The organism is Yersinia thracica (genome assembly GCF_902170565.1).
GTDB lineage: Bacteria > Pseudomonadota > Gammaproteobacteria > Enterobacterales > Enterobacteriaceae > Yersinia > Yersinia thracica.
Map to the genome: position 1 here is coordinate 1 of NZ_CABHXX010000088.1, position 21,480 is coordinate 21,480.

Consider the following 21,480-nt stretch of genomic DNA (forward strand, 5'->3'; position numbering starts at 1 on the left):
ATATATGCATTTGAATAAGGCTGTATGATTTATGGAAAACAGACTTTTTGGCTTCATCATTGATAATGATATTCAATTTGATATTGCTAATAAAAGATTAACGAGAATCTCAGCAGTCTATCCTGAGCGCTCAATGATTATGGGTGCCGTTGCTCTCAATGATGTGATGGTTAGATTTTTTAAGTGCTTGTTAACTCGAGTCGCTAAAGGGGAACCGGCAGTTTCGAAAGAAATTTTCCTCAAGGAAGTCTGGGAAGACCACAACCTCGTTGCGTCTAGCCAACAATTATGGAAAACGATAAGAGAATTAAGATTTAAATTAATCTCAATTGGATTGAATCAGGATTTTATTTTTAATGTTGGAAAAGTGGGTTATGCATTAAAATCCCATGCTATTACACCATTATTTTACCGCCTAATCTCGTAGACGTTATGAAATTTCCAGTTGGCTGAGAGATTTTTCTTACAAGATTTTCGTTTTTATAAAACAAATTATAAGTAATAGTGTTTTTCATCATGCTATTTAGTTATAACTTTAAGTCAGATAACAATGATCTCACAAAATTGAGAGTTAATTATCATGGCTGATTAAGTCTATATCTATTAACGCGATGATAACTTTTGAAGTTTACACACATTAATATGCAAGAATTGTGTGCATAGTTTTTAACCCAGTGTATTTTAAATACACACCGATAATATAAATAGATCAAAAAGCAAAACAGGCCTCTGTATTGTTTGAGACTAACTTTATCTTATTTTAACAACGTCAATATATAGAAGGTATTAACATGAAAGTACATAATAAATTTTTAACACAGAAGCTGTTACCGTTCAGCTTGCTGGCACTGCTCCCACTGGCGACTTCATCGTATGCTGCGGAAGTTGCAGGTGGCACCATTAATTTTAATGGTTCTGTTGTAACCACAGCATGCGCTGTGAGCAGCAATAGCGCTAACATCAACGTGGAAATGGGGCAGGTAAGAACTGCGGCGTTGAGTGCAGCAGCCAGTGAAGCATCAACGATGAAGAAATTCTCTATTGTTTTGGAAGATTGTGACTCCACAGTATCTAAGGATGTTGCAGTGACCTTTAGTGGTATACCCAACAATGATGATCCTACCAGCCTGGCGGTAGGTTCAAATGGCGGAACGGGTACTGCGCAGAACGTAGCTGTTCGTCTTTATAGCGAACTGGGCACGGTCATTAAATTGGGTGAAGCCTCCAGCGCTGTAGCCTTACGCGATGGTTTGAATACGTTAATCTTTGGTGCGAAATACTATTCACCTACAGGTGGAGCTACTGCGGGTGATGCAAGTACTGTTGCTACTTACACCCTGACTTACTCTTAATTGATAGGTCTGGCAAGGATGGCCGGACCTTAAACTTTATTTCAACATTCAGGTATTTATCATGCGTATTCTGACGACATTTATTTTGTTGGTCACTTCGCTGTGCACATCTACGGTATATGCCGGAGGTGTTGGGTTAGGTGTAACTCGAATGGTTTATTCAGGGTCAACCTCACAATCTTTATTAGACGTCAGAAATACAAATAAAGAGTCATCTTTTCTTATTCAGTCGTGGGTTGAAAATGCTGAAGGGCAACGCTCTAGTGATTTTGTTATCACGCCACCTCTATTTGTTCTTAAACCAGAAATAGAAAACTCAGTTAAGGTCATGTTTAATGGACAACAGCCACCTCAAGACCGTGAAACGCTTTATTGGATAACCGTAAAGGCAATTCCTCAGTCTGGTCAGGAAAGTCATGCTAATACTTTACAGTTCGCCTCGGCGAGTCGTATTAAATTATTTTATCGACCAGATGCGCTGACAAAAAAAATAAATAATGAAGTGTGGAATAGTCTTAGTGGCGAATTTAATAATGGTCAAATAAAGATTATTAATCCGACTCCTTTTTATATTACGACTATAAATATGAAAGCGGATGGGAAAGCGGTATCGTCGGTCATGATCCCGCCCAGAGATACTGTGACGCTTAAAGAATCATTCAGTAACGCTAGTCAGCTTAGTTATCAGGCTATCAACGATTACGGTGCCTGGACGCCGGAAGTTTCTATAACGTTAACAAAGCGTTGAGTTTTATTCATCATAAAATAATCCAGCATATATAAGAGTGTGTAGAGTGAAAATTAAAATAAATTGTGTTCTGCTATCCCATTTTTTATTGGGGGGCGTAGTTCACGCACAGAATGACATTCATTTTAATCCCGCATTTCTTAATGGCGAAAATGATAGCGTTGCAGATCTATCTTGGATTAATGATGGTGGTGAATTACCTTCAGGTGTGTATAACGTGAGTATCAACGTAAACGAAAGTTACGTATTTACTACAGATGTGAAATTTAACATTAAGCAGAAAGGTAATAATTCCGCACTTGAGCCATGTCTGACATTGGAGCAGATTAAATTAATGCTCATTGATGTCACTCAGGCTAAGGGTGATTTTTATCTATCCGATGATCAATGTTATTCTCTGGAAGACTATTTCCCCGACACAAAAATATCTTTTGAGCAAAATAAGTTGTCCCTTTATTTTAATCTGCCTCAGAGGTATATGTTAAATGTACCTCGTGGCTATATTAATCCCAAAAGTTGGGAGTACGGTATTAATTCTGGCTGGCTGAATTACGCCGTCAATGGGGCGCGCAATGAATATCGTCACGAAAATCGGGGAATAGATAATCAGATGTTTATTGGCTTGAACAGCGGAATGAATTTTGGCCCGTGGCGATTTCGCGATTATTCAACATGGACAAAAAATACGGATGATAGCCTAACGCATGTTCAAACGTGGGTGCAGCGTGATTTATCTCCATTACAGTCTCAGCTCTATTTGGGTGAAACCAACACCTCCGCACAGATTTTTAACTCTGTGGGACTCAGAGGTGTGGCAATGAATACCGACGATAATATGCTGCCAGCTAGCCTGAGGGGCTATGCTCCTGAAGTCCGTGGCATTGCTCGCAGTAATGCCACTGTAACTGTACGCCAGAATGGCAATATTATTTATCAGACTTCCGTATCCCCTGGTGAGTTTATATTAAATGATTTATATCCGACGGCCTCAGGCGGCGATTTATCCGTTACGATCCAAGAGGCCAATGGAACGGAATCGCATTACACCGTGCCATTTGCCAGCGTGCCAAATCTGGTACGTCCGGGGCAATTTAAATATGCTGCTGGGGTCGGATATTTCCGCTCGAATGAAAACCAAGACTCTCCACTGATTATGCAAACTGAAGCATTTTGGGGCTGGCAATATGGTTTGACACTCTACGGTGGCGTTCAGTTTTCAGAAAATCACACCGGCCTGGCGATGGGAATTGGACAAAACGTTGGGCGTTTGGGCGCATATTCACTTGATGTGACTCATGCCCAAAGCATGCTGGCCGATAGCAATCGCTACAGTGGCGACGCTTTACGTCTGCGTTACAACAAGTTAGTTAATGATTACGGAACCAGGTTCAATCTAAATTTATGGTTCTTCTCCTCTGATGGTTTCTATGAACTAAGTGATACCACCTACAAACGGATGCAAGGTGGAAATGTGGATTTCATAACGGAGGCTGATGGCTCTATCAGCACTAATTATGAGAATGTCTACGATTTGGCTTTATCCCGTAAATCCAGAAACCAGGTCGTTTTGTCACAAAGCATGGGTGATGCTGGCGCGCTATCACTGTCGTGGGATAAGCAGACTTACTGGAAATCAGATAAATCGGCTGAAAGTGCTCAATTTGCATGGAGTAACACATTCGGTCGAGTTTCCTACGGGGTTAGCTACCAGCGTAGCACCAGCCTGTATGACAGGAAAAAAGATAATATTTTCGCGTTTTCGTTCTCATTGCCATTAGGCGATCCTGCGCTGTCCACTCGTGCCAATTATACGCTGACGAACTCTGATTCATCAGGTTCTATTAACAATATAGGTCTTAATGGCTACGTGCCAGGGCAGGAAAATTTATTTTATAGCGCCAGCCAGCGTTACAGTGCCCAGCAACAGTATGGCGGTGATCTTGCCCTTCGTTACCAAGGGGCAAGGGGTGACTACAACCTTGGCTACGGTTATTCGAAGAACGCTCGTAGCCTAAGTTACGGTATGAGTGGCGGTGTAGTGTTGCATGAAGATGGCCTGACATTCAGCCAACCATTGGGCAACACCAACATTCTGGTTAAGGCAGAGGGAGCAAGTGATGTCGCCATCCGTAGCCACCGAGGTGTTAGAACCGACAGTCGCGGCTATGCAGTTATCCCCTATGCGACCCCTTACCGTATGAACCGGGTAGAAATGGATGTTACGACGGCAGGGGATAGTGTTGAGTTGGACAATACAATGGTGAGTAAAACACCGACCGAAGGTGCCCTGGTAAGAGCAACAATCTCGACCAAGGTTGGCATGAAAGCGATGTTCTTTATTCGCCATAAAAACGGCGTTCTTCCATTTGGCACGATTGTCTCGCTGAATGACAAGAGCACTAACAGCGGTATCGTTGGTGATGAAGGGAGCCTTTATTTATCCGGGCTACCTCAGCAGGGAGTGCTACGGGCGGTATGGGGAACAGGCAATGATAAAACCTGCACCGCACGTTTCAAGTTGGATAAAAAACATCACAACCCTAATACAGGCCTCTATTCGCAGGAGCTGGTATGTCAATAATTTTAAGGACGTCATTACTGACAATACTGGCACTTTCATTTTTACCCACGCCGGTGCTGGCCTACGATGTGCTGGTCTCTGTGACGGGAAAACTGATTGGCAACACCTGTACAGTTTCGACTGATTCGAAAATGCAGACTGTTCCTTTGGGAAATATTGGCTCGCAACAATTCGTTGCTGGGCGCGGGATCAGCAATATTAAAACCCCCTTTTTCATCAATCTGGAAGAGTGTGGGCCGACATTTACCGGAGTCAAAGTTCGCTTTGTCGGTGCGCCGGATGGCCCTGGGGCCGATCTGATTAAAATTGATGACGGTGGTGCTACGGGCGTTGCTGTTGAGTTATTGAATAAAGCTGAAAAGCCTCTGGCGCTAAATATGCAAACAGAAGTTTTGGGAACACCTGGCGCGGAGAATGTTCAGATGAAATTTTATGCACACCTCACTGCAACTGGCTCTCCGGTCAGCCCCGGCTCTGTATCGGCCATTGCCACTTGGGTATTGGAGTATCAATGATACGATTATTTATCACTATTATTTTTGTGCTTTGCGGCGCAAGTAAAGCTTATGCTCTGGACTGGAAATCAGATATTACGTTATCACCCCAGCCGATGAATTATTCAGGCCCTGCTGATTCGGTGAAGCCCGGTAATATTATCGGTTCCACCTGGAGTGCGACGGCATCAGTACAGCAAGTATTTTGGTGCGGCTATATTATCTACAATTGCAATAAAAGCACGATGATGCCGGGCAGCGGTGCCATCTCTACGGGTATGTCGGTAAATGTCGATGGCGTTAATTACGCTGTTTTTGAAACCGGGGTGACTGGAGTGGGCTTTATTATTGGACTGAAAGATTTCAATAGCTCCGCCTATATACCGCTACAAGACGGAGTGACTCAGACATATCCAGCGCCTGGAACCAGCGGCACGAGTCCGGATTTGGGCTGGTCGGCGAAAGTGACGTTTATCAAAACGGGTCATACACTCTCATCCGGTGTGTACCTGACAAGTTCTATTGATGCCGCAGTGCTGACGGCTTACAACAATGAGGTGAAAACTGCGCGAGTAATCATCAATCCTGTCAGTATCACTGTGCAAGCATCAGGCTGTACTGTTAACACCAAGGCTGCAAATGTGGATCTTGGGGTGATTGATGTCCGCACACTGCCTTCGGTCGGCAGCACATCTGCTTTTGGTCATTTCGATATTGCCCTGAGTTGTGATGAAAATATTGCCGTTAACGCAGTGATGACAGATCAAGCTAAACCGGCGAACACCTCCTCTGTGGTGTCATTAACCAGTAACTCAACTGCTGCTGGTGTCGGTGTGGAGTTTTTCTATGACGGTAATGGCCCGCTGATGTTAGGCCCGGACAGTTCGGCTTCTGGAACGCTCAATCAATTTTTTGTTCAAAGCACTGGTCAGGCACAAACACTGACACTGCCTTTCCAGGCGCGTTATATCCGTACGGGGGATTTACAACCGGGCACTGCAAATGCGCTTGCCAGCATAACATTCTCTTATCAATAGATAAGTCTTAAACAGTAGTGCAAAAAGGAGCCTGATCCGAGTGGCTTAGGCTTCTAAAAATTAGCGTACAAACTTTATCTTAACGAGTGTACAGACTTTTTTTTTCGCCTTACAGGGCGGCTCATGGTTAATAAAATCATTCGGTTAGATTTTTTGGGCTAAATTTAAACCCTATTGAATGCAGTGGAAGCCTGATGGGGAGAGCTAGAAAGCTTGAAGTTCTCGGAATAATAATGGGCTATAAAAAAGGTAGACTAAATAACAAGCTGCTCAATATAATCACATTATTCATACGCCAATATTATATAAGGAGGATTGCCATGTTGACCCGTGAAATGTTTTTAGTTTCGCTCGTCCTTAGCGATCGTCATAGCTCAAGCATTACCGGTATCGTGCTGCGATAACCTGCTTGAGCGAAGCTAACTAACAATCTGAGAACTTCCCTCCGGCTTACCGGTTATCGTCAGCAATTTTCGACGATAGGCATATTTATGCCTGAAAATCTGGATAAGCATCATGAGCACATTACTTTCCGCACAATCTGTCTGCTACGACAACACCTTCGGCCCATTGCTGGTTGAGATCTCCTTTAGCCTGAAAAAAGGCGATCGCATTGGCCTGATTGGCCATAATGGCTGTGGCAAAAGCACCCTGCTGAAAATCCTCAGCGGCGCACTTTCTGAGACCTCCGGCACCATCACCACGGCAAACCAATGTCTGATGGCAACGGTGGAACAACATCTGCCCTCCGAACTGCACAATGCCACCCTGATAGACGCGGTGCTCAATCATCTGCCGGACAGCCTGCACCAACCTGAACGCTGGCAAGCTGAAGTGCTGCTCGCCACACTGGGTTTTGATGAAAGAGCATGGTCATTGACTGCCGGAACCCTGAGCGGCGGGCAGCATACGCGTCTGTTATTGGCGCGGGCGCTGATCCGCCAACCGGATTTACTGCTGTTGGATGAACCCAGTAACCATCTGGATTTACCGACTCTGCTCTGGCTTGAGCAGTTTCTGCAAAACTGGGGCGGCAGCTTTGTGTTGGTATCACATGACCGCAGCCTGCTGGACTGCGTAACCAACTGCACCTGGATCCTGCGCGATAAAACTCTACAATTTATTCGTCTGCCCTGTACACAAGCCCGACAGGCACTGGAGGAGAAAGATAGCGCCGATGCCCATCGCCATCAGGCCGAACAAAAGGAGATCGACCGCGTAGCGAAAAGCGCCAAACGGCTGGCTATCTGGGGCAGTGTGTATGACAACGAAAAGTTGGCACGTAAAGCCAAACAGATGGAGAAACAGGTCGACCGAATGAAGGAAGATCAAACCTTGCTGACGGCCGGTCATCAGTGGCAATTGCGGCTCAATGGCGAAGCATTGCCCGCAGACCGCGTGCTGGCGCTGTCTGATTTGCAGGTGCGCCCTGCATCGGATGCGCCGGTCTTATTCGAACTGGATGAAGTCAGGGTAAAAAGTGGTGATCGTATCGCGCTGGTTGGGCGCAATGGTTGCGGTAAGTCTTCGTTATTACACAGTTTATGGCAAGCATTCAACCAACCAGATACCGCCGATGCGGGCATGGTTTTCCATCCAAAAGTCCGGATGGGTTATTACGATCAAAGCCTGCATCAATTACATGATGATGATTCGCTCAGTGATGCGCTGGCACCTTTCGCACCCTTGACGGAAGATCAACGGAAAATGGCGCTGATTGGTGCGGGTTTCCCTTACCTGCGGCATCAGCAAAAGGTCAGTACCCTCAGTGGTGGCGAACGTTCGCGGCTGCTGTTTATCGGCCTGACACTAGCGAACTATTCGTTGCTGCTACTGGATGAACCGACCAACCACCTTGATATGGAAGGTAAGGAGGAACTGGCGGAAACGCTAAAAACGTTCAGCGGCGCGGTATTATTAGTGTCCCATGACCGCACATTTATTGAGCAAAGTTGTAATCGCTTCTGGTTAATTCACCAACGGCGGCTTGAGGAGTGGCACGACCTGGCCCCGGTCTATGACATTCTGGCCGATAAACCAGTTACCGCACCGAGTTCGATTTCAGTTGTTGTAACTGAGGTCATTACTGCACCAATGGAGAGTGAGGAAGAATACCTGCTGGCAACCTTACTGGAACTGGAAGCTAAATTGGCCGAGGATTTGGCGCGTAAACCTAAACACCAAAAAATCACATTACAACGTGAGTGGCGGCAACAAATCAACCAGCTTAATAGTTTGCTAGATTTGGGGTGAGGGCCAACGAGGCTAAAAATGGAACCCAGCGTTTTCAGTTCTCGTGGCCGGGAAAAACCGCCGAAAAGCTAACCGCAGTTGGTTAAGCCAAAATGTTCACTTAAACCATACTGCGGGTGTATGACAATCAGCCTCATCATTTCTTGATGGGGCTTTTCATGCTTTCAACTTGGCTGATCGATACCAGTTCTGCATTTAGTTCTGTAGATAGGCAATACTTTGATGAATTTCCCTTTCAATATCAGCCTCTGACCAAGTATTCAATTGTGATGAAAATGGTTCAAAAGCATATATCCCCTGATAACCCAGCCGTTCCAAATTAGCTACTTGCTGTTTACTGTTCAGTTTATCCTGTTCACCCAGCATAATTCGGTCTTCATCGGTCAGTGTGGACTTTAACCGCGCCTCTTCGACACCGGAAAGATGCACCAGCCCGATGGTATTGATGTCGATATGTGCATCGAATTCGGCCGGTGCAATATCACTCAGATAATAGTGGAAGGTATCCAACACCATTTTATAGGGCGCGGCTGACTTGCGAATAATAGATTGTGTTAGCAGGTGAGAACGTAATGAACTGATTTCGAAACCTAAAGGTTCTACCAGCCCGGTTACTTGATACTTTTTAAATAGCGGGGCTAACAGCACTAAAGCATCTAGTGTGTCTTGTTCTTTTTGCTCGGCTGAACGGCGGTCATTGGCGCTACAGTTTGGGCATAAAATAACCCCACGGCAGTTAATTGCTTTTGCTTGTTTTAGCATGTTTTCTGCTTCTTTCAGCAGTGCTGGGCGGTGTTCTGGCAGGTTAAAGTATTGCAACGCATTGATAGTAACAATTTCGATTCCATATTCATCAGTCAGGGTATTGAGTTGCGCTGAACTCAACTCATCCGTCACTTTCCCGCCCGGCATATCATTGCGTAATTCAACCTTATTTAACCCACATTTTTTAACCAAACGAAAAAAGCTTTCGATACTTAAGTTTGGGGCAATTTTGCGATTAATACAGAAACGATCTTGTGCAATAGGCATAGCTTTGCTCCTGCAATGATAACCCGACGGCCAAACCGCCGATAAATACAACCGATGACGACATTGGAGACTGCCAACCTGTCTCCAGCGGACGAAGATTAAAGTCACTCGTATCCTGATCAGGATGAAAACATTTATTTCATTTTAATTAAATAACGAAAAATTAATTTTTCGATCCAGCTCAAATATTAAGCTGAAAAATATCGAATAGGAATCATTTAATGTGAGGCTTTATCAAGTTAACATACATGTTTTTTCTACATTGGCAGTTTGTCTTAGCATAAAAAGTGAGGTATTGCAGATGGATGGGTGTATTGTGTTGATGCTCTGAGGATTTTGATAGTGACGCGAACTTTTTGCAGGAACTTGCGATGCATCGCACAAAATAAAATTTCCAAAGAAAGTTATTTGAAACTTTTTTTTCAATAGCATAGAGTCTGCATATCGGCTGGCTTTTCGTCTTTCCGGCGGTTGGTCGCCTTGTGGGTTATATTGGCTTTATCCAAGATAACTCTTACTGATTGAGCGCATGGTCCGTTAGGTGTCTGGCATATAGCCATTTTCAATGACCCTTGCGATAGCCGCTATTAAGAAGAGGGTGAGACATGAAAATCGTGAGTAACTTTATCGGCGGGAAGAATTCCCTGAGTTCCAGCAATCAGACTGTCGATATTCATAATCCAGCCACCGGCAAGGTTGAAAGTCAGGTTACACAAAGCACAGCTGAAGAAGTTCATCAGGCTATCGGAGTTGCTCATCAGGCTTTTGTCGATTGGTCACGAACACCCCCTCTGCGCCGCGCTCGCATCATGTTCAACTTTAAAACATTAATTGAACAACACCGTGATGAATTGGCGGAGTTGATTGTTCGTGAACACGGCAAGATTTATTCAGATGCGTTAGGCGAAATCACTCGCGGTCTGGAGGTGGTCGAATTCGCCTGTGGTATCCCTCACTTATTAAAGGGCGAATATTCCGCCGATGTGGGAACCGGGGTTGATAGCTTCTCGATGATGCAACCGTTGGGTGTTGTTGCCGGGATAACCCCATTTAATTTTCCTGCGATGGTTCCAATGTGGATGTTCCCCATTGCATTGACGTGCGGTAATACCTTTATTCTGAAACCGCCTGCGCTCGATCCTTCAGCATCGGTTCGTTTAGCTGAATTGCTGACAGAGGCGGGCTTACCTGATGGCGTATTCAATGTTATTCACTGTTCAAATGAAAATGCTGCACAACTCTGCACAGACCCACGAATTCAAGCCGTAAGCTTTGTGGGTTCCTCTACTGTTGCTGAACATATTTACACCTCTGCCAGTGAGCACGGTAAGCGCGTACAGGCTTTTGGCGCTGCAAAAAATCAAGCGATTATTATGCCAGATGCTGATTTGGATGCGACAGTTAATGCATTGATGGGCGGTGCGTTTGGGTCTGCCGGTGAACGTTGTATGGCATTGCCTATTGCTGTTGTCGTCGGCGATAGCACGGCAGATAAGCTCATTGAAAAGTTAAAACCACTCATTACTCATTTGCGTGTCGGCCCAGGTCTACAGCAAGGCGGGGAAGAAAATGAAATGGGGCCGTTGATTTCAGCAGCCCATCAGAAAAAAGTACTTGGTTATATTGATCAAGGTGTTAAAGAAGGCGCGAAATTAGTCACAGATGGTCGCAATTATAATGTCGCTGGCTATGAGCAAGGATATTATGTTGGCGGTACGCTGTTTGATCATGTCACTCCGGATATGAAGATTTATCGGGAAGAAATTTTTGGCCCAGTGTTGGGGATTGTCAGAGTTCCTGATTACCAAACCGCAATTAATACGGTAAATAGCCATGAATTTGGTAATGGGAGTGCGATTTTTACCAGCAGCGGTCACTATGCACGGCAGTTTGTACATGAAGTCCAGGCTGGGATGGTTGGCGTTAATGTGCCTGTTCCTGTGCCGATGGCATTTCACAGTTTTGGCGGTTGGAAGCGCTCTGTATTCGGTGCGTTAAATGTTCATGGCACTGATGGTGTACGTTTTTACACCCGTATGAAAACAACCACGGCCCGTTGGCCAACCGGCCAACAAACTGCCTCCGAATACAGTATGCCAACACTGGGTTAATGCTGCTTGAGAGTGTTCGTTAGAGTCATTTCATGTTGCCAACAGGGGAGTCATTATGTCGTCATTACTTGCCAAATGTCAGTTGCCGGATGTGGATGGGCGTATTCAGCATATTTCTCCAGAGAACGCGGGCTGGCGTTTTGTCGGGTTTGATGTCTATCACCTGACGGCTGGAAAGACGTTGGTTCTAGACAGTGCTGATAATGAACTTTGCCTGGTATTGGTTGCTGGGATTGCCTCGGTATCAACACGCCGGGCTGAATATCTGCACATTGGCAAGCGCATGAGTCCATTCGAACGAACACCGCCTTATTCTGTTTATGTTCCACATCATGATCATGTGAAAGTTGTGGCAGAGACCGATTTGGAATTGGCTGTTTGCCGCGCCCCCGGTAATGGTTATTTACCTTCCCGGCTGATTACGCCGGCGGATGTGGGTGTGGAGCGGCGAGGTAAGGGGCGTAACCAGCGGTTAGTACATAATATTTTACCTGACAATCAACCCGCCGATAGTTTGCTGGTGGTTGAGGTTTATACCGATGAAGGGAATACCAGTTCATACCCAAGTCATAAACATGATCAGGAAAATGCTACAGATGAAACCTATTTAGAGGAAACCTATTATCACCGGTTGAGTCCAGAGCAAGGTTTTTGTATGCAGCGAGTGTATACCGACGATCGTTCACTGGATGAATGTATGCCGGTCTATAACCGCGATGTCGTGAAAGTACCTAAGGGCTACCACCCCGTGGCAACATTGGCAGGTTATAACAGCTATTATTTGAATGTTATGGCAGGGCCAGTACGGCGATGGAAATTTACCTGGGAAAAAGATCATGCGTGGATAAATAGTGATCAATATCCGGCAGGAAAAAGCTAAGGTGCTTTTGTTAAAAACGAATTGATGGGTAGGTGGGATTCTACCCATTTCATTGATTTTTCAGATATTACACATAGCTTGTAAGTGCCAGATGATCTTGCTTTAGGGCTTATTCTTTTGCGTTATTCAGCGCTAATGAAACCGCTAAAGTTTGCGCCAGACACATAGAAGCAACTTGTGAGCGGAATCCATCGACTTGTGCTTCTCGCACCACAAAGCACACATCACTGAAAGCCGCTAATGGGCTGACTTGGCTATCAGTAATCGCAATCTGTTGAGCGCCACTTTTCGCACCCAATTCGACCAGTTCTAATGCTTCTTGTGCATAGGGCGAATAACTAATGGCAATAACTACGTCTTTGGGTTTCACCATACTCAATTGTTCAGCGAACATACCCCCTAGCCCATCAATTAGAAAAGCTCGGCGTTCTAAATGACGTAATGCATAGGTTAGGTATGAAGCAACGCTGAAAGAGCGCCGCAAACCAATTACATAAATATTTTCAGCGTTGTTCAATAGCTCAACAGCTTTATCCAACTGTTCTGCGCTGGTTTGCACTGCAAGTTGTTGTAGGGCTTGTGCATTGACCATCGTAAATACATTCAGTATTTCAGCTGGTTTTTCTGGTGCTGTATTGCCATCAGTTGAGGTTTGACGGAATAACCGTGCGCGCTCGGTATAGTTAACGGTTTCTTCCATCAGATGTTGACGGAATACCTGTTTCATTTCATTAAACCCACTGAAACCAAAGGCATTTGCAAACCGAATTAATGTTGATGGTGGCACACTGGCTTGGGCCGCAATGGAAGCAACTGTATCAAATGCAATGCTGTTACTGTTATCCAAGATATAACGGGCAACTTGTTTTAAGCGTTTGCTTAACGTCTCATAACGATGACGAATCTGGTCTTGTAACAATGATAGTTGAGTAGGGTTATTCATCCATTCGGCCCACGGCAGAGGAAAATTCAGGGGTTATCTGTCAGGCATTCTAACAGATGGTTGGAAAATTTCATTTGCTGATATCCGCATTTGCTTTTATTTCATCGCGAATTAAAACTGTTCACGAAGCCATAATAAAGGAAACGGCTATAAGCAAAAGATATTACTTTATCAAGTTTGACAAAAATCAGGATTTTTTCAGGCTAATAAGGAATAAATCGTGCAGATGGCAGCACAATGGCGCTGACGTTTTTCACGCCAGCGCCAGTAAAGCTGTATTAAATTCAGATGACAGGCCGATAGTATCGCCAATAACCTATCAGCGTTTGATAATTTTGTTTCACTTGCGCGATCAACTCTGCATCATCCAACTCACCTTGTAGCCAATGGCGAGATGCTTGACCGAAGATGGTGCGGCCGACAGCAAAACCTTTAACCCAAGGAGCTTGAGCCGCTGCGGCAAAACCCGCTTTTAAGATAGCTTCTGAAGAGTCTAACCCAAGAATCAATACACCTCGGCAATAGGGGTCTTGAGTTTCAATCAAATTACCTATTTGTTGCCAATTTTCTGCGCTTAGTGGTGGTAGTTTCCACCAATCTGGTTGAATACCTAGCGCATAGAAATGTGCCATAGTTTCAATGTAATAACGCTCATCTTTGTCTTTATTATCTTCAGGTAAAATGACTTCCAACAGCAATTCATGCCCTGATTTACAGCATCCACGGTAAACATCTAGAATCAGCTCATCCTGTTGCTGGCGCAGCTCTATGCTGTCTTTAGGATGATAAAAAACCAGGCACTTCACAACATGTTCCAGCGGCCAATCAATAAGTTGGGAGCCAATGTTGCCGTGTTCCAGACGTAATGGTCTTGAACTGGGTTGCTCAATAGGGCGGCCTATCCACCACCCTTGGCCAGTAATAGTGTTAAGTGCTTCCTGACCATAAGTTGTATCTGCCAAAATGCCGCTCTTCTGTGCCAGCTCGGACTCTTGGGCAGCTTGTTGCGCAGCTTGGAGCAATAATGTCTTGAGCTTGGGAATACGTTCTTCACTAACCCCCGCCTCGCGAGCCATATCAGCCAGTTGTTTGCGGTGATCAAAAGCGAAGACACAAAGTTCCGGCCATTGCTGTTTACGGCTAGTCACCCGGTGCAAGTGGTTAAGATAGGCATCACGATCTGGGCGCAGGATAGAGTGTTCACGGCTGAGGTAATTGTCTAATTCTATTTTGGTTGGCATAGCAGGCGCACAGCCATGACGGGAAACAACCAGTGCACCGCAGGCATTGGCATAACGGCAAGCTTGTTCCCAGCTCTCATCATTAAGATAACCGCGTAGCAAGCCAGACATAAAGGCATCACCAGCTCCCAATACATTGAGAACTTCAACGCGAACACCAGAATGGAGTTTGACCCATTCCCAACGGGTGGGAATTTCCCCTTCGAACACTGAACAACCTTGTGCGCCGAGTTTACAGACCAGTGTCGCTTGGGTTGCTTTACGGACATTTTGTAGCGCTATCAGGGTATCTGTACTGCCACCGGCAATATGGAACTCTTCTTCCGTGCCGACAATTAAATTGAAATGGTGTAGGACTTCCTGTAGTTGCTGAGTCACATTTTCCGACTCAATGAAACGTGTTTCACCATCGCCAAGTGAGGTCAGGCCCCATAATACTGGGCGATAATCAATATCCAAAGCGGTTCGTAGCCCATGTTTATGCGCATATTCCAATGCTTTCAGTATGGCAGCACGTGTATTGGGGTGCGAAAGATGTGTGCCAGTGATAGCCAATGCTCGGGATGATGCAATATAAGACTCGTCTATATCATCTTGCGTGAGGGCCATATCCGCACAGTTTTCACGGTAAAAGATCAGTGGGAAAGTCTCTTGATCTTTAATCCCTAGAATAACCAATGCGGTTAGACGCTGTTTGTCAGTAATAAGAAAACGGGTATCAGCACCAACACGTTGTAATTCCTCGCGCAGGAAGCGGCCCATATGTTCATCGCCTACACGTGCCAGCATCCCTGACTTCAAGCCTTGGATTGCCGTGCCGTAGGCAACATTACCTGATGAACCGCCCAAATATTTGGCAAATGTACTGGTATCTTCCAGCCGGGAACCAATCTGTTGTCCATAAAAATCGACAGCAATTCGCCCGATACATATGACATCCAGCACTTTGTGTTGTGTACCCATCCCCATTTCCTTCTTTTAAAACCCCGATAATGTCCAATGAAATGAACTGTAATGACGTTTCTGAAATTAGTATGAGGAATAAAAATTTCAAGTTCAAGGTTAAATGAAATTTACACCCCAATTATGTGACGGGGCTAAAAGCCTTGTATAACGCCCGGAAATAGAGTCCAGGCCAAAAGATAGTGCAAACTATTAATGGTTTTCTTAGGGGGAATTAGTCGATATTGAAAACCAATATAAACTAATAGTATCAATAAATTAGATGTCTATTTTAACGTTTTAAAATAATCATTTTTTAGGTGGGTCAATGTGGGTATGACAGTTTCAGTGTTTACCTGATTATTTGATCCTCATCGCATAATGAAATGTTTCTTCTGTAATGTTATTTTATGAAAAAAATATTTGTTTATAATCCCTACAATGTTTCACCTCACTGTTGTCAGCATAGCGGAAACCCTCAAGCCGGTTTCTTCTCTGTGGTAAACGTATCTTCGGGGCTGAAAGTACCTTAGTTCCATGGTATCGCGCAAACATAGCAAAGGATGGGTAAATGAATAAGATTCGGCTAACCACGGCACAGGCATTAGTTCGTTTTTTGGACAATCAATACCTGCAAGTTGATGGTCAGGAAATCAAATTTATCAAAGGGATCTTTGCTATTTTTGGCCATGGTAATGTACTGGGGATCGGGCAAGCACTGGAACAGGATTGTGGTGAATTAGTCGTCCATCAAGGGCGTAATGAACAAGGAATGGCCCATGCTGCGACGGGCTTTGCAAAACAGAAGCTGCGCCAGCAAATCTATGCTTGTACCTCATCTGTTGGGCCAGGAAGTGCCAATATGGTTACTGCAGCGGCTACCGCAACGGCTAATCGCATCCCACTACTCTTGCTTCCTGGGGATGTATTTGCATCTCGTCAACCAGACCCAGTGCTACAGCAGATTGAGCAATCCCATGACCTGAGTATCAGTACCAATGATGCATTCAAACCCGTCAGTAAATACTGGGATCGCATTACGCGGCCAGAGCAACTGATGAGCGCGTGTATTAGTGCAATGCGAGTTCTCACTGATCCAGCAGAAACCGGGGCCGTGACACTTTGTTTACCGCAAGATGTTCAGGCTGAAGCCTATGACTATCCTGATTATTTCTTCCAGAAACGCGTTCATCGCCTTGACCGAAGGCCAGCCAGCGCTGCAATGCTGGCTGATGCGATTGCTTTATTGACCACCAAACGTAAGCCGATTTTGGTCTGTGGTGGGGGCGTAAAATACTCGCAAGCCGGTCAAGCATTACAACGATTTGCCGAATGTTTCGGCTTGCCATGGGTAGAAACACAAGCCGGTAAAGGCACCATCAGCTCAGAACATGAACTGAATCTCGGTGGTATTGGTGAAACGGGTTGTCTGGCGGCTAACACATTAGCGAAACAGGCTGATCTTGTGATTGGCATTGGTACTCGTTATACCGACTTTACTACATCATCTAAGTGGTTGTTTCAGAATCCTGATGTTTCATTCCTCAATATCAATGTGAGTGCTTTTGATGCTGGCAAACTCGATGGTTTGCAATTGCTGGCTGATGCGCGTGAAGCATTGTCAGCATTGCATCAACAGCTTGATAGCTCTGGCTACCAGGCCGGTTGGGGGAGCGAAATTGCTCGGATGCGCGCTGAACAATTCGCGGAGACGGAGCGGGTCTATCAGGTGGAATACAATGCCGATGATTTTATCCCTGAGATTAATGACCATTTGGATCGTGAGCAGGTTTTTGCTGAGTTTATCAATAAAACCGGTTCTTTCCTGACACAAAGCCAAGTGCTGGGAGTGCTGAATAGCCAATTACCTCAAGATGCCGTCATTGTTGCTGCTGCTGGGAGTTTACCCGGTGATTTACAGCGGGTGTGGCGCACAAAAGGCAGTAATGGCTATCACGTCGAATATGGTTATTCGTGTATGGGCTACGAAGTCAGCGCAGCATTGGGTGTGAAGCTGGCTGAACCTGAACGCGAAGTTTATGCGTTGGTGGGTGATGGCGCTTTCATGATGCTGCATTCTGAGTTGGTCACATCCATTCAAGAGCGCTGCAAAATTAACGTCGTGTTGTTCGATAACATGACAAATGGCTGCATTAATAACCTCCAGATGGAACATGGAATGGACAGTTATGCCACTGAATTCCGTTTCCGTAATCAAGAAACTGGCCAATTAGACGGTGATTTTGTTCCAGTAGATTTTGCCATGTTGGCCGCTGCTTATGGCTGTAAGACATACCGTGTTTCCACTGAGCAGCAACTGGTCGATGCATTGGCAGATGCCCGTATGCAGACGATTTCAACCCTCATCGATATAAAAGTTCTACCAAAGACCATGGTGCATAAGTACCTGAGCTGGTGGCGAGTCGGGGTTGCCCAAGTTTCTGACAGTGAAAGGACGGACGCAGTGGTTCGGGTGTTGGAACAAAATATTGCCAAAGCCCGTGATTATTAACGCACCTGTAACTTGAAATATGACGGGTACATTTGATCTGAATGTGAAGTCGTAAAACGAGCAGGTATCACCTGCAAACCAAAACTTCATGAGGGAAATAATATGTCGTTAAATATTGGTGTGATTGGCACGGGTGCTATTGGTCAGGATCATATTCGCCGTTGTAGCAAAGTTTTACAGGGGAGCCGTATTGTTGCCGTGACTGATATTAATCGCGAGCATTCCACCAAAGTTATTCGTGATTTGGGTATCGAGGCGAATATATACACTGATGGCTATGAAGTGATTAATGCAAAAGAAGTGGATGCGGTGTTGGTTACGTCTTGGGGGCCAAGTCACGAAGAGTTCGTGTTGGCGGCTGTTGCGGTGGGTAAATATGTATTCTGTGAAAAACCATTGGCTGTGACCGCTGAGGGTTGCAAGCGGATTGTCGAAGCTGAAGCGGCGCAAGGTAAGCGCTTGGTTCAAGTCGGGTTTATGCGGCCTTATGACCAAGGTTATCGCGCACTGAAAGATGTGATTACCAGCGGGAAAATTGGCGAGCCATTAATGCTACATTGTGCTCATCGCAACCCGAGAGTCGGCGATAACTACACCACGAATATGGCTATCACAGATACCTTAATTCATGAAATTGATGTACTGCGCTGGTTGTTAGATGACGATTATGTCTCTGTTCAGGTTGTTTTCCCGCGAAAAGCCAAACATGCCAAAGCACATCTGAGAGACCCACAAGTCGTGCTATTTGAAACGGCAAAAGGGACGCGTATTGATGTGGAAATATTTGTGAACTGCCAGTATGGCTATGATATTCAATGCGAAGTGGTTGGTGATATCGGTATTGCGAAATTACCTGAGCCATCTTCAGTATTGCTGCGTAGCGAAGCTCGACTATCACATGAAATCCTCACTGATTGGAAAGATCGCTTTATTGATGCCTATGATGTCGAGTTGCAAGCCTTTATCAATGATGTTCTGGCTGAAAAACTCACAGGGCCTTCTGCTTGGGATGGTTTTGCGGCTGCAGTCACCGCAGATGCCTGCATTGCTGCGCAGGATAATGGTGAGATTGTTCCAATAAACTTACCGCAACGGCCCGCTTTTTATAACAAATAATATCAATGTCTGCTGTCTGTGCTTTAGCTAACAAGTTGCGACATAGCCATATTTTTTGTTGTAGAACAGGTCTATTTCAAGCTTGTACATATTTCACGCGAAACCGGGGGGGCCATGAAGATTGTATTTGATATTGATGCCATTAAAAACCTGGGTATCACTAATATGGTCCGTCAAGTGGCAAAGTGGGGATATAACGATATTGAGCAGTCACCACACCCACAACTGAGCCCATTTTAATCGCCACCTGAGTATTCAGCACCATTTAAAACATAAATAAAGACTATTTCTGATTTTGCAGGATGGGTAATTAATCACCTTTTAATTGTATTCATCTGGATAAGTAAGATATGTCGCAGAGGTTTATTATGAATAAAGATCGTGTGAAGTTGGCAATCGCTCCTATTGGTTGGACGAATGACGATATGCCAGATTTAGGTAAAGAAAATACTTTCCAACAATGTATCAGTGAAATGGCACTGGCTGGATTTACCGGTAGTGAAGTTGGTAGTAAATATCCACGAGATCCTAACATATTGAAACCTATGCTTGAACTCCGTGGCATGCAGATTTGCAATGCTTGGTTCAGCACTTTTTTTGCCGATGATCAGTACGCCAAAACCATTGATGAATTCACTAATCATATGAATTTTCTCCATGCAATGGGGGCAAAAGTGATTGGTTGTTCAGAACAAAGTAAAAGTATTCAAGGGACGACAAAATCTGTTTTCGAAGAAAAGCCCTATTTTACTGATATTGAGTGGCAACGTGTTGCGGATGGTTATAACGAGTTAGCCAAAATCGCTGCCACGAAAGGGATGCAAGTGTGCTTACATCATCATATGGGGACCGGTATTCAAACCAGTGAAGAAATTGATCGTTATATGAGCATGGTTAACGACGATGTTTATCTGCTATTTGATACAGGGCATGCTTATTATTCCGAGGGTAGCCAAGAGGCGATGTTAGCTATTTTAGAAAAATACTTGCCGCGTATTAATCATATTCATCTGAAAGATGTTCGTGATGAGGTGGTTGCGGAAGTTAAAGCGAAAAAACTCAGCTTTCTTGATGGTGTGAAAAAAGGCACTTTTACAGTACCCGGTGATGGTGTTATCGATTTTCGTCCAGTGTTTAAATTACTGGATGAAAAAGGCTATCAAGGTTGGATGGTGGTGGAGGCAGAACAAGATCCAGCGATTGCTAATCCATTTGAATATGCGGTGAAAGCCCGCCGTTATATCAAAGAAACAGCGGGTATTTAGCAATATTTATCATCTTTCAAATTGCAGGAGTATTTACTGCTTTGGTATGCTGTCTAGCTGCAAACAGCCGCCGCAAGGGATAGGCCTTATCCCCTGATGCTTAGCTTGATTGCTTGATTCGTCCCATATGATAGGCATCAACAAACTGTCCATCGCGGAAAGCAAAACATGGGCTGGTGCCCTCAATTTCAAAGCCGAATTTACGGTAAAGAGCAATGGCGGCTAAGTTATCGATAAAAACGGTCAATTCAATCCTTTGTATATTCAGCCAGTTATCACATAAGTCGATCATGGTCGCCATTAATACGCTGCCCACACCTTGCCTGCAAAAGTCGGCATCAATAGCAATACCGAAAGTAGCCACATGACGACGGCGCGCTCGCTGATTTGCTTCAACAGTGAGTTGGCCTACTATTTTCTCATCAATACATGCCACTAAATTATGCATCCCAGCTGGCATCTCTTTAATTCTTTTAGCCCACATTTCTAGCGAGGGTAGGGGAAGCTGTAATGTGTCACGATAAACCTGTGGATGAGAAAATAGCTGTTGCATGGCTGAATAATCAGTGAGTTCCACATGGCGTATTTGCACATTTCTCATCAACATATCCCTACTCTTATTGTTTGAATTACCTAATAAAATAACTATTTATTTAACTGAGTCAATAATATTGGTGGTGGCTAAAAAAAACACTTTACAAGTGAGAGTGATAATGATTATCATTGTCGTGCTTTCAGGTGAGGCCATCAAAGTTTAGGTGTTCGCATTACGAAGGCACGACATTGCTCACATTGCTTCCAGTGTTTACTTAGCCAGCCGGGTGCTGGCTTTTTTTTTGCCTGTTTTCACTCATCCGCCTTGGTTTATTCTCGGTCAAAACACACCTTTTTCAGAGATTGGCATGCCTTTGCTGCCTAATTGCTTCAAATTCAAATTCAAATCATTTGTCTTTTTACTGATTAGTTAGTCGAA

General features: G+C 44.7%; 16 protein-coding genes and 1 pseudogene. 13 read left to right on the forward strand and 4 right to left on the reverse strand.

The genetic code is table 11. The features are described 5' to 3' along the window. The first annotated feature begins 31 nt into the window (after positions 1 to 31). The 7 genes from FTA91_RS12185 (at position 32) to FTA91_RS12215 (ending at position 8,465) form a co-directional block, all read left to right on the forward strand. Complete coding sequence (locus tag FTA91_RS12185) at positions 32 to 427, forward strand: winged helix-turn-helix domain-containing protein (protein WP_145536025.1); 396 nt, start codon at positions 32 to 34, stop codon at positions 425 to 427. A 364-nt stretch (positions 428 to 791) separates the two neighbouring features. Continuing rightward, positions 792 to 1,352 (forward strand): fimbrial protein, encoded by a 561-nt coding sequence (locus tag FTA91_RS12190; RefSeq protein ID WP_050112092.1) that lies wholly within the window; start codon positions 792 to 794, stop codon positions 1,350 to 1,352. A 61-nt stretch (positions 1,353 to 1,413) separates the two neighbouring features. Continuing rightward, entirely contained in the window at positions 1,414 to 2,100 is a 687-nt protein-coding gene (locus FTA91_RS12195) for a fimbrial biogenesis chaperone (RefSeq protein ID WP_050112091.1), read from the forward strand. Between the two features lie 46 nt (positions 2,101 to 2,146). Further along, on the forward strand, positions 2,147 to 4,681 hold the full coding sequence (locus FTA91_RS12200; RefSeq protein ID WP_413081188.1) for a fimbria/pilus outer membrane usher protein: 2,535 nt from the start codon (positions 2,147 to 2,149) through the stop codon (positions 4,679 to 4,681). Then, the gene (locus tag FTA91_RS12205) at positions 4,672 to 5,196 is read left to right on the forward strand and encodes a fimbrial protein (RefSeq protein WP_145583408.1); all 525 of its coding nucleotides are present in this window, start codon (positions 4,672 to 4,674) and stop codon (positions 5,194 to 5,196) included. The genes FTA91_RS12200 and FTA91_RS12205 overlap by 10 nt, the downstream gene beginning before the upstream one ends. Beyond that, on the forward strand, positions 5,193 to 6,212 hold the full coding sequence (locus FTA91_RS12210) for a fimbrial protein (protein ID WP_145583411.1): 1,020 nt from the start codon (positions 5,193 to 5,195) through the stop codon (positions 6,210 to 6,212). Before FTA91_RS12205 ends, FTA91_RS12210 begins: the two co-directional genes overlap by 4 nt. 516 nt (positions 6,213 to 6,728) lie before the next feature. Next, positions 6,729 to 8,465: an ABC-F family ATP-binding cassette domain-containing protein gene (locus FTA91_RS12215; RefSeq protein WP_050112086.1), complete on the forward strand. Its 1,737-nt coding sequence runs from the start codon at positions 6,729 to 6,731 to the stop codon at positions 8,463 to 8,465. Between the two features lie 195 nt (positions 8,466 to 8,660). Here FTA91_RS12215 and FTA91_RS12220 read toward each other — a convergent pair whose 3' ends face one another. Continuing rightward, positions 8,661 to 9,497 carry a TIM barrel protein gene (locus tag FTA91_RS12220; RefSeq protein WP_050112085.1) on the reverse strand — a complete coding sequence of 279 codons (837 nt, stop codon included), beginning with the start codon at positions 9,495 to 9,497 and terminating at the stop codon, positions 8,661 to 8,663. A gap of 605 nt (positions 9,498 to 10,102) precedes the next feature. Here FTA91_RS12220 and FTA91_RS12225 point away from each other — a divergent pair. After that, a complete protein-coding gene (locus FTA91_RS12225) occupies positions 10,103 to 11,608 on the forward strand; it encodes a CoA-acylating methylmalonate-semialdehyde dehydrogenase (protein ID WP_145583413.1) in 1,506 nt (501 codons plus the stop codon). A gap of 55 nt (positions 11,609 to 11,663) precedes the next feature. Then, positions 11,664 to 12,488 (forward strand): 5-deoxy-glucuronate isomerase, encoded by an 825-nt coding sequence (gene iolB / locus FTA91_RS12230; protein ID WP_145583415.1) that lies wholly within the window; start codon positions 11,664 to 11,666, stop codon positions 12,486 to 12,488. A gap of 109 nt (positions 12,489 to 12,597) precedes the next feature. Here iolB and FTA91_RS12235 read toward each other — a convergent pair whose 3' ends face one another. Together FTA91_RS12235 and FTA91_RS12240 are read right to left on the reverse strand one after the other, a co-directional pair. Next, complete coding sequence (locus FTA91_RS12235) at positions 12,598 to 13,431, reverse strand: MurR/RpiR family transcriptional regulator (protein ID WP_004388956.1); 834 nt, start codon at positions 13,429 to 13,431, stop codon at positions 12,598 to 12,600. Between the two features lie 284 nt (positions 13,432 to 13,715). After that, positions 13,716 to 15,635: a bifunctional 5-dehydro-2-deoxygluconokinase/5-dehydro-2-deoxyphosphogluconate aldolase gene (locus FTA91_RS12240; protein WP_050112081.1), complete on the reverse strand. Its 1,920-nt coding sequence runs from the start codon at positions 15,633 to 15,635 to the stop codon at positions 13,716 to 13,718. 550 nt (positions 15,636 to 16,185) lie between these two features. Between FTA91_RS12240 and iolD the strand changes: the two genes are divergently transcribed. The 4 genes and pseudogenes from iolD to iolE all read left to right on the forward strand — a co-directional run bounded on the left by iolD (position 16,186) and on the right by iolE (position 20,507). Beyond that, positions 16,186 to 18,126 carry a 3D-(3,5/4)-trihydroxycyclohexane-1,2-dione acylhydrolase (decyclizing) gene (gene iolD / locus FTA91_RS12245; RefSeq protein WP_145536027.1) on the forward strand — a complete coding sequence of 647 codons (1,941 nt, stop codon included), beginning with the start codon at positions 16,186 to 16,188 and terminating at the stop codon, positions 18,124 to 18,126. 102 nt (positions 18,127 to 18,228) lie between these two features. Continuing rightward, on the forward strand, positions 18,229 to 19,242 hold the full coding sequence (gene iolG / locus FTA91_RS12250; protein WP_145536028.1) for a bifunctional inositol 2-dehydrogenase/D-chiro-inositol 1-dehydrogenase: 1,014 nt from the start codon (positions 18,229 to 18,231) through the stop codon (positions 19,240 to 19,242). A 114-nt stretch (positions 19,243 to 19,356) separates the two neighbouring features. Beyond that, positions 19,357 to 19,479: pseudogene (locus FTA91_RS12255) on the forward strand (sugar phosphate isomerase/epimerase); the annotation flags it as partial. 131 nt (positions 19,480 to 19,610) lie between these two features. Beyond that, positions 19,611 to 20,507: a myo-inosose-2 dehydratase gene (gene iolE / locus FTA91_RS12260; protein ID WP_050112074.1), complete on the forward strand. Its 897-nt coding sequence runs from the start codon at positions 19,611 to 19,613 to the stop codon at positions 20,505 to 20,507. 100 nt (positions 20,508 to 20,607) lie between these two features. On the opposite strand, the gene FTA91_RS12265 is transcribed toward iolE, so the two are convergent. Further along, positions 20,608 to 21,108 (reverse strand): GNAT family N-acetyltransferase, encoded by a 501-nt coding sequence (locus FTA91_RS12265; RefSeq protein ID WP_050112459.1) that lies wholly within the window; start codon positions 21,106 to 21,108, stop codon positions 20,608 to 20,610. Between the last annotated feature and the right edge of the window lie 372 nt (positions 21,109 to 21,480).

Excerpts from the sequence above, each read along its gene's own strand:
- iolD (WP_145536027.1), top strand. The coding sequence starts at position 16,186 with ATGAATAAGATTCGGCTAACCACGGCACAGGCATTAGTTCGTTTTTTG.
- FTA91_RS12210 (WP_145583411.1), top strand. The coding sequence starts at position 5,193 with ATGATACGATTATTTATCACTATTATTTTTGTGCTTTGCGGCGCAAGT.
- FTA91_RS12185 (WP_145536025.1), top strand. The coding sequence starts at position 32 with ATGGAAAACAGACTTTTTGGCTTCATCATTGATAATGATATTCAATTT.
- FTA91_RS12190 (WP_050112092.1), top strand. The coding sequence starts at position 792 with ATGAAAGTACATAATAAATTTTTAACACAGAAGCTGTTACCGTTCAGC.
- iolB (WP_145583415.1), top strand. The coding sequence starts at position 11,664 with ATGTCGTCATTACTTGCCAAATGTCAGTTGCCGGATGTGGATGGGCGT.
- FTA91_RS12205 (WP_145583408.1), top strand. The coding sequence starts at position 4,672 with ATGTCAATAATTTTAAGGACGTCATTACTGACAATACTGGCACTTTCA.
- FTA91_RS12240 (WP_050112081.1), bottom strand. The coding sequence starts at position 15,635 with ATGGGTACACAACACAAAGTGCTGGATGTCATATGTATCGGGCGAATT.
- iolG (WP_145536028.1), top strand. The coding sequence starts at position 18,229 with ATGTCGTTAAATATTGGTGTGATTGGCACGGGTGCTATTGGTCAGGAT.
- FTA91_RS12235 (WP_004388956.1), bottom strand. The coding sequence starts at position 13,431 with ATGAATAACCCTACTCAACTATCATTGTTACAAGACCAGATTCGTCAT.
- FTA91_RS12265 (WP_050112459.1), bottom strand. The coding sequence starts at position 21,108 with ATGAGAAATGTGCAAATACGCCATGTGGAACTCACTGATTATTCAGCC.
- FTA91_RS12215 (WP_050112086.1), top strand. The coding sequence starts at position 6,729 with ATGAGCACATTACTTTCCGCACAATCTGTCTGCTACGACAACACCTTC.
- FTA91_RS12195 (WP_050112091.1), top strand. The coding sequence starts at position 1,414 with ATGCGTATTCTGACGACATTTATTTTGTTGGTCACTTCGCTGTGCACA.
- iolE (WP_050112074.1), top strand. The coding sequence starts at position 19,611 with ATGAATAAAGATCGTGTGAAGTTGGCAATCGCTCCTATTGGTTGGACG.
- FTA91_RS12220 (WP_050112085.1), bottom strand. The coding sequence starts at position 9,497 with ATGCCTATTGCACAAGATCGTTTCTGTATTAATCGCAAAATTGCCCCA.
- FTA91_RS12225 (WP_145583413.1), top strand. The coding sequence starts at position 10,103 with ATGAAAATCGTGAGTAACTTTATCGGCGGGAAGAATTCCCTGAGTTCC.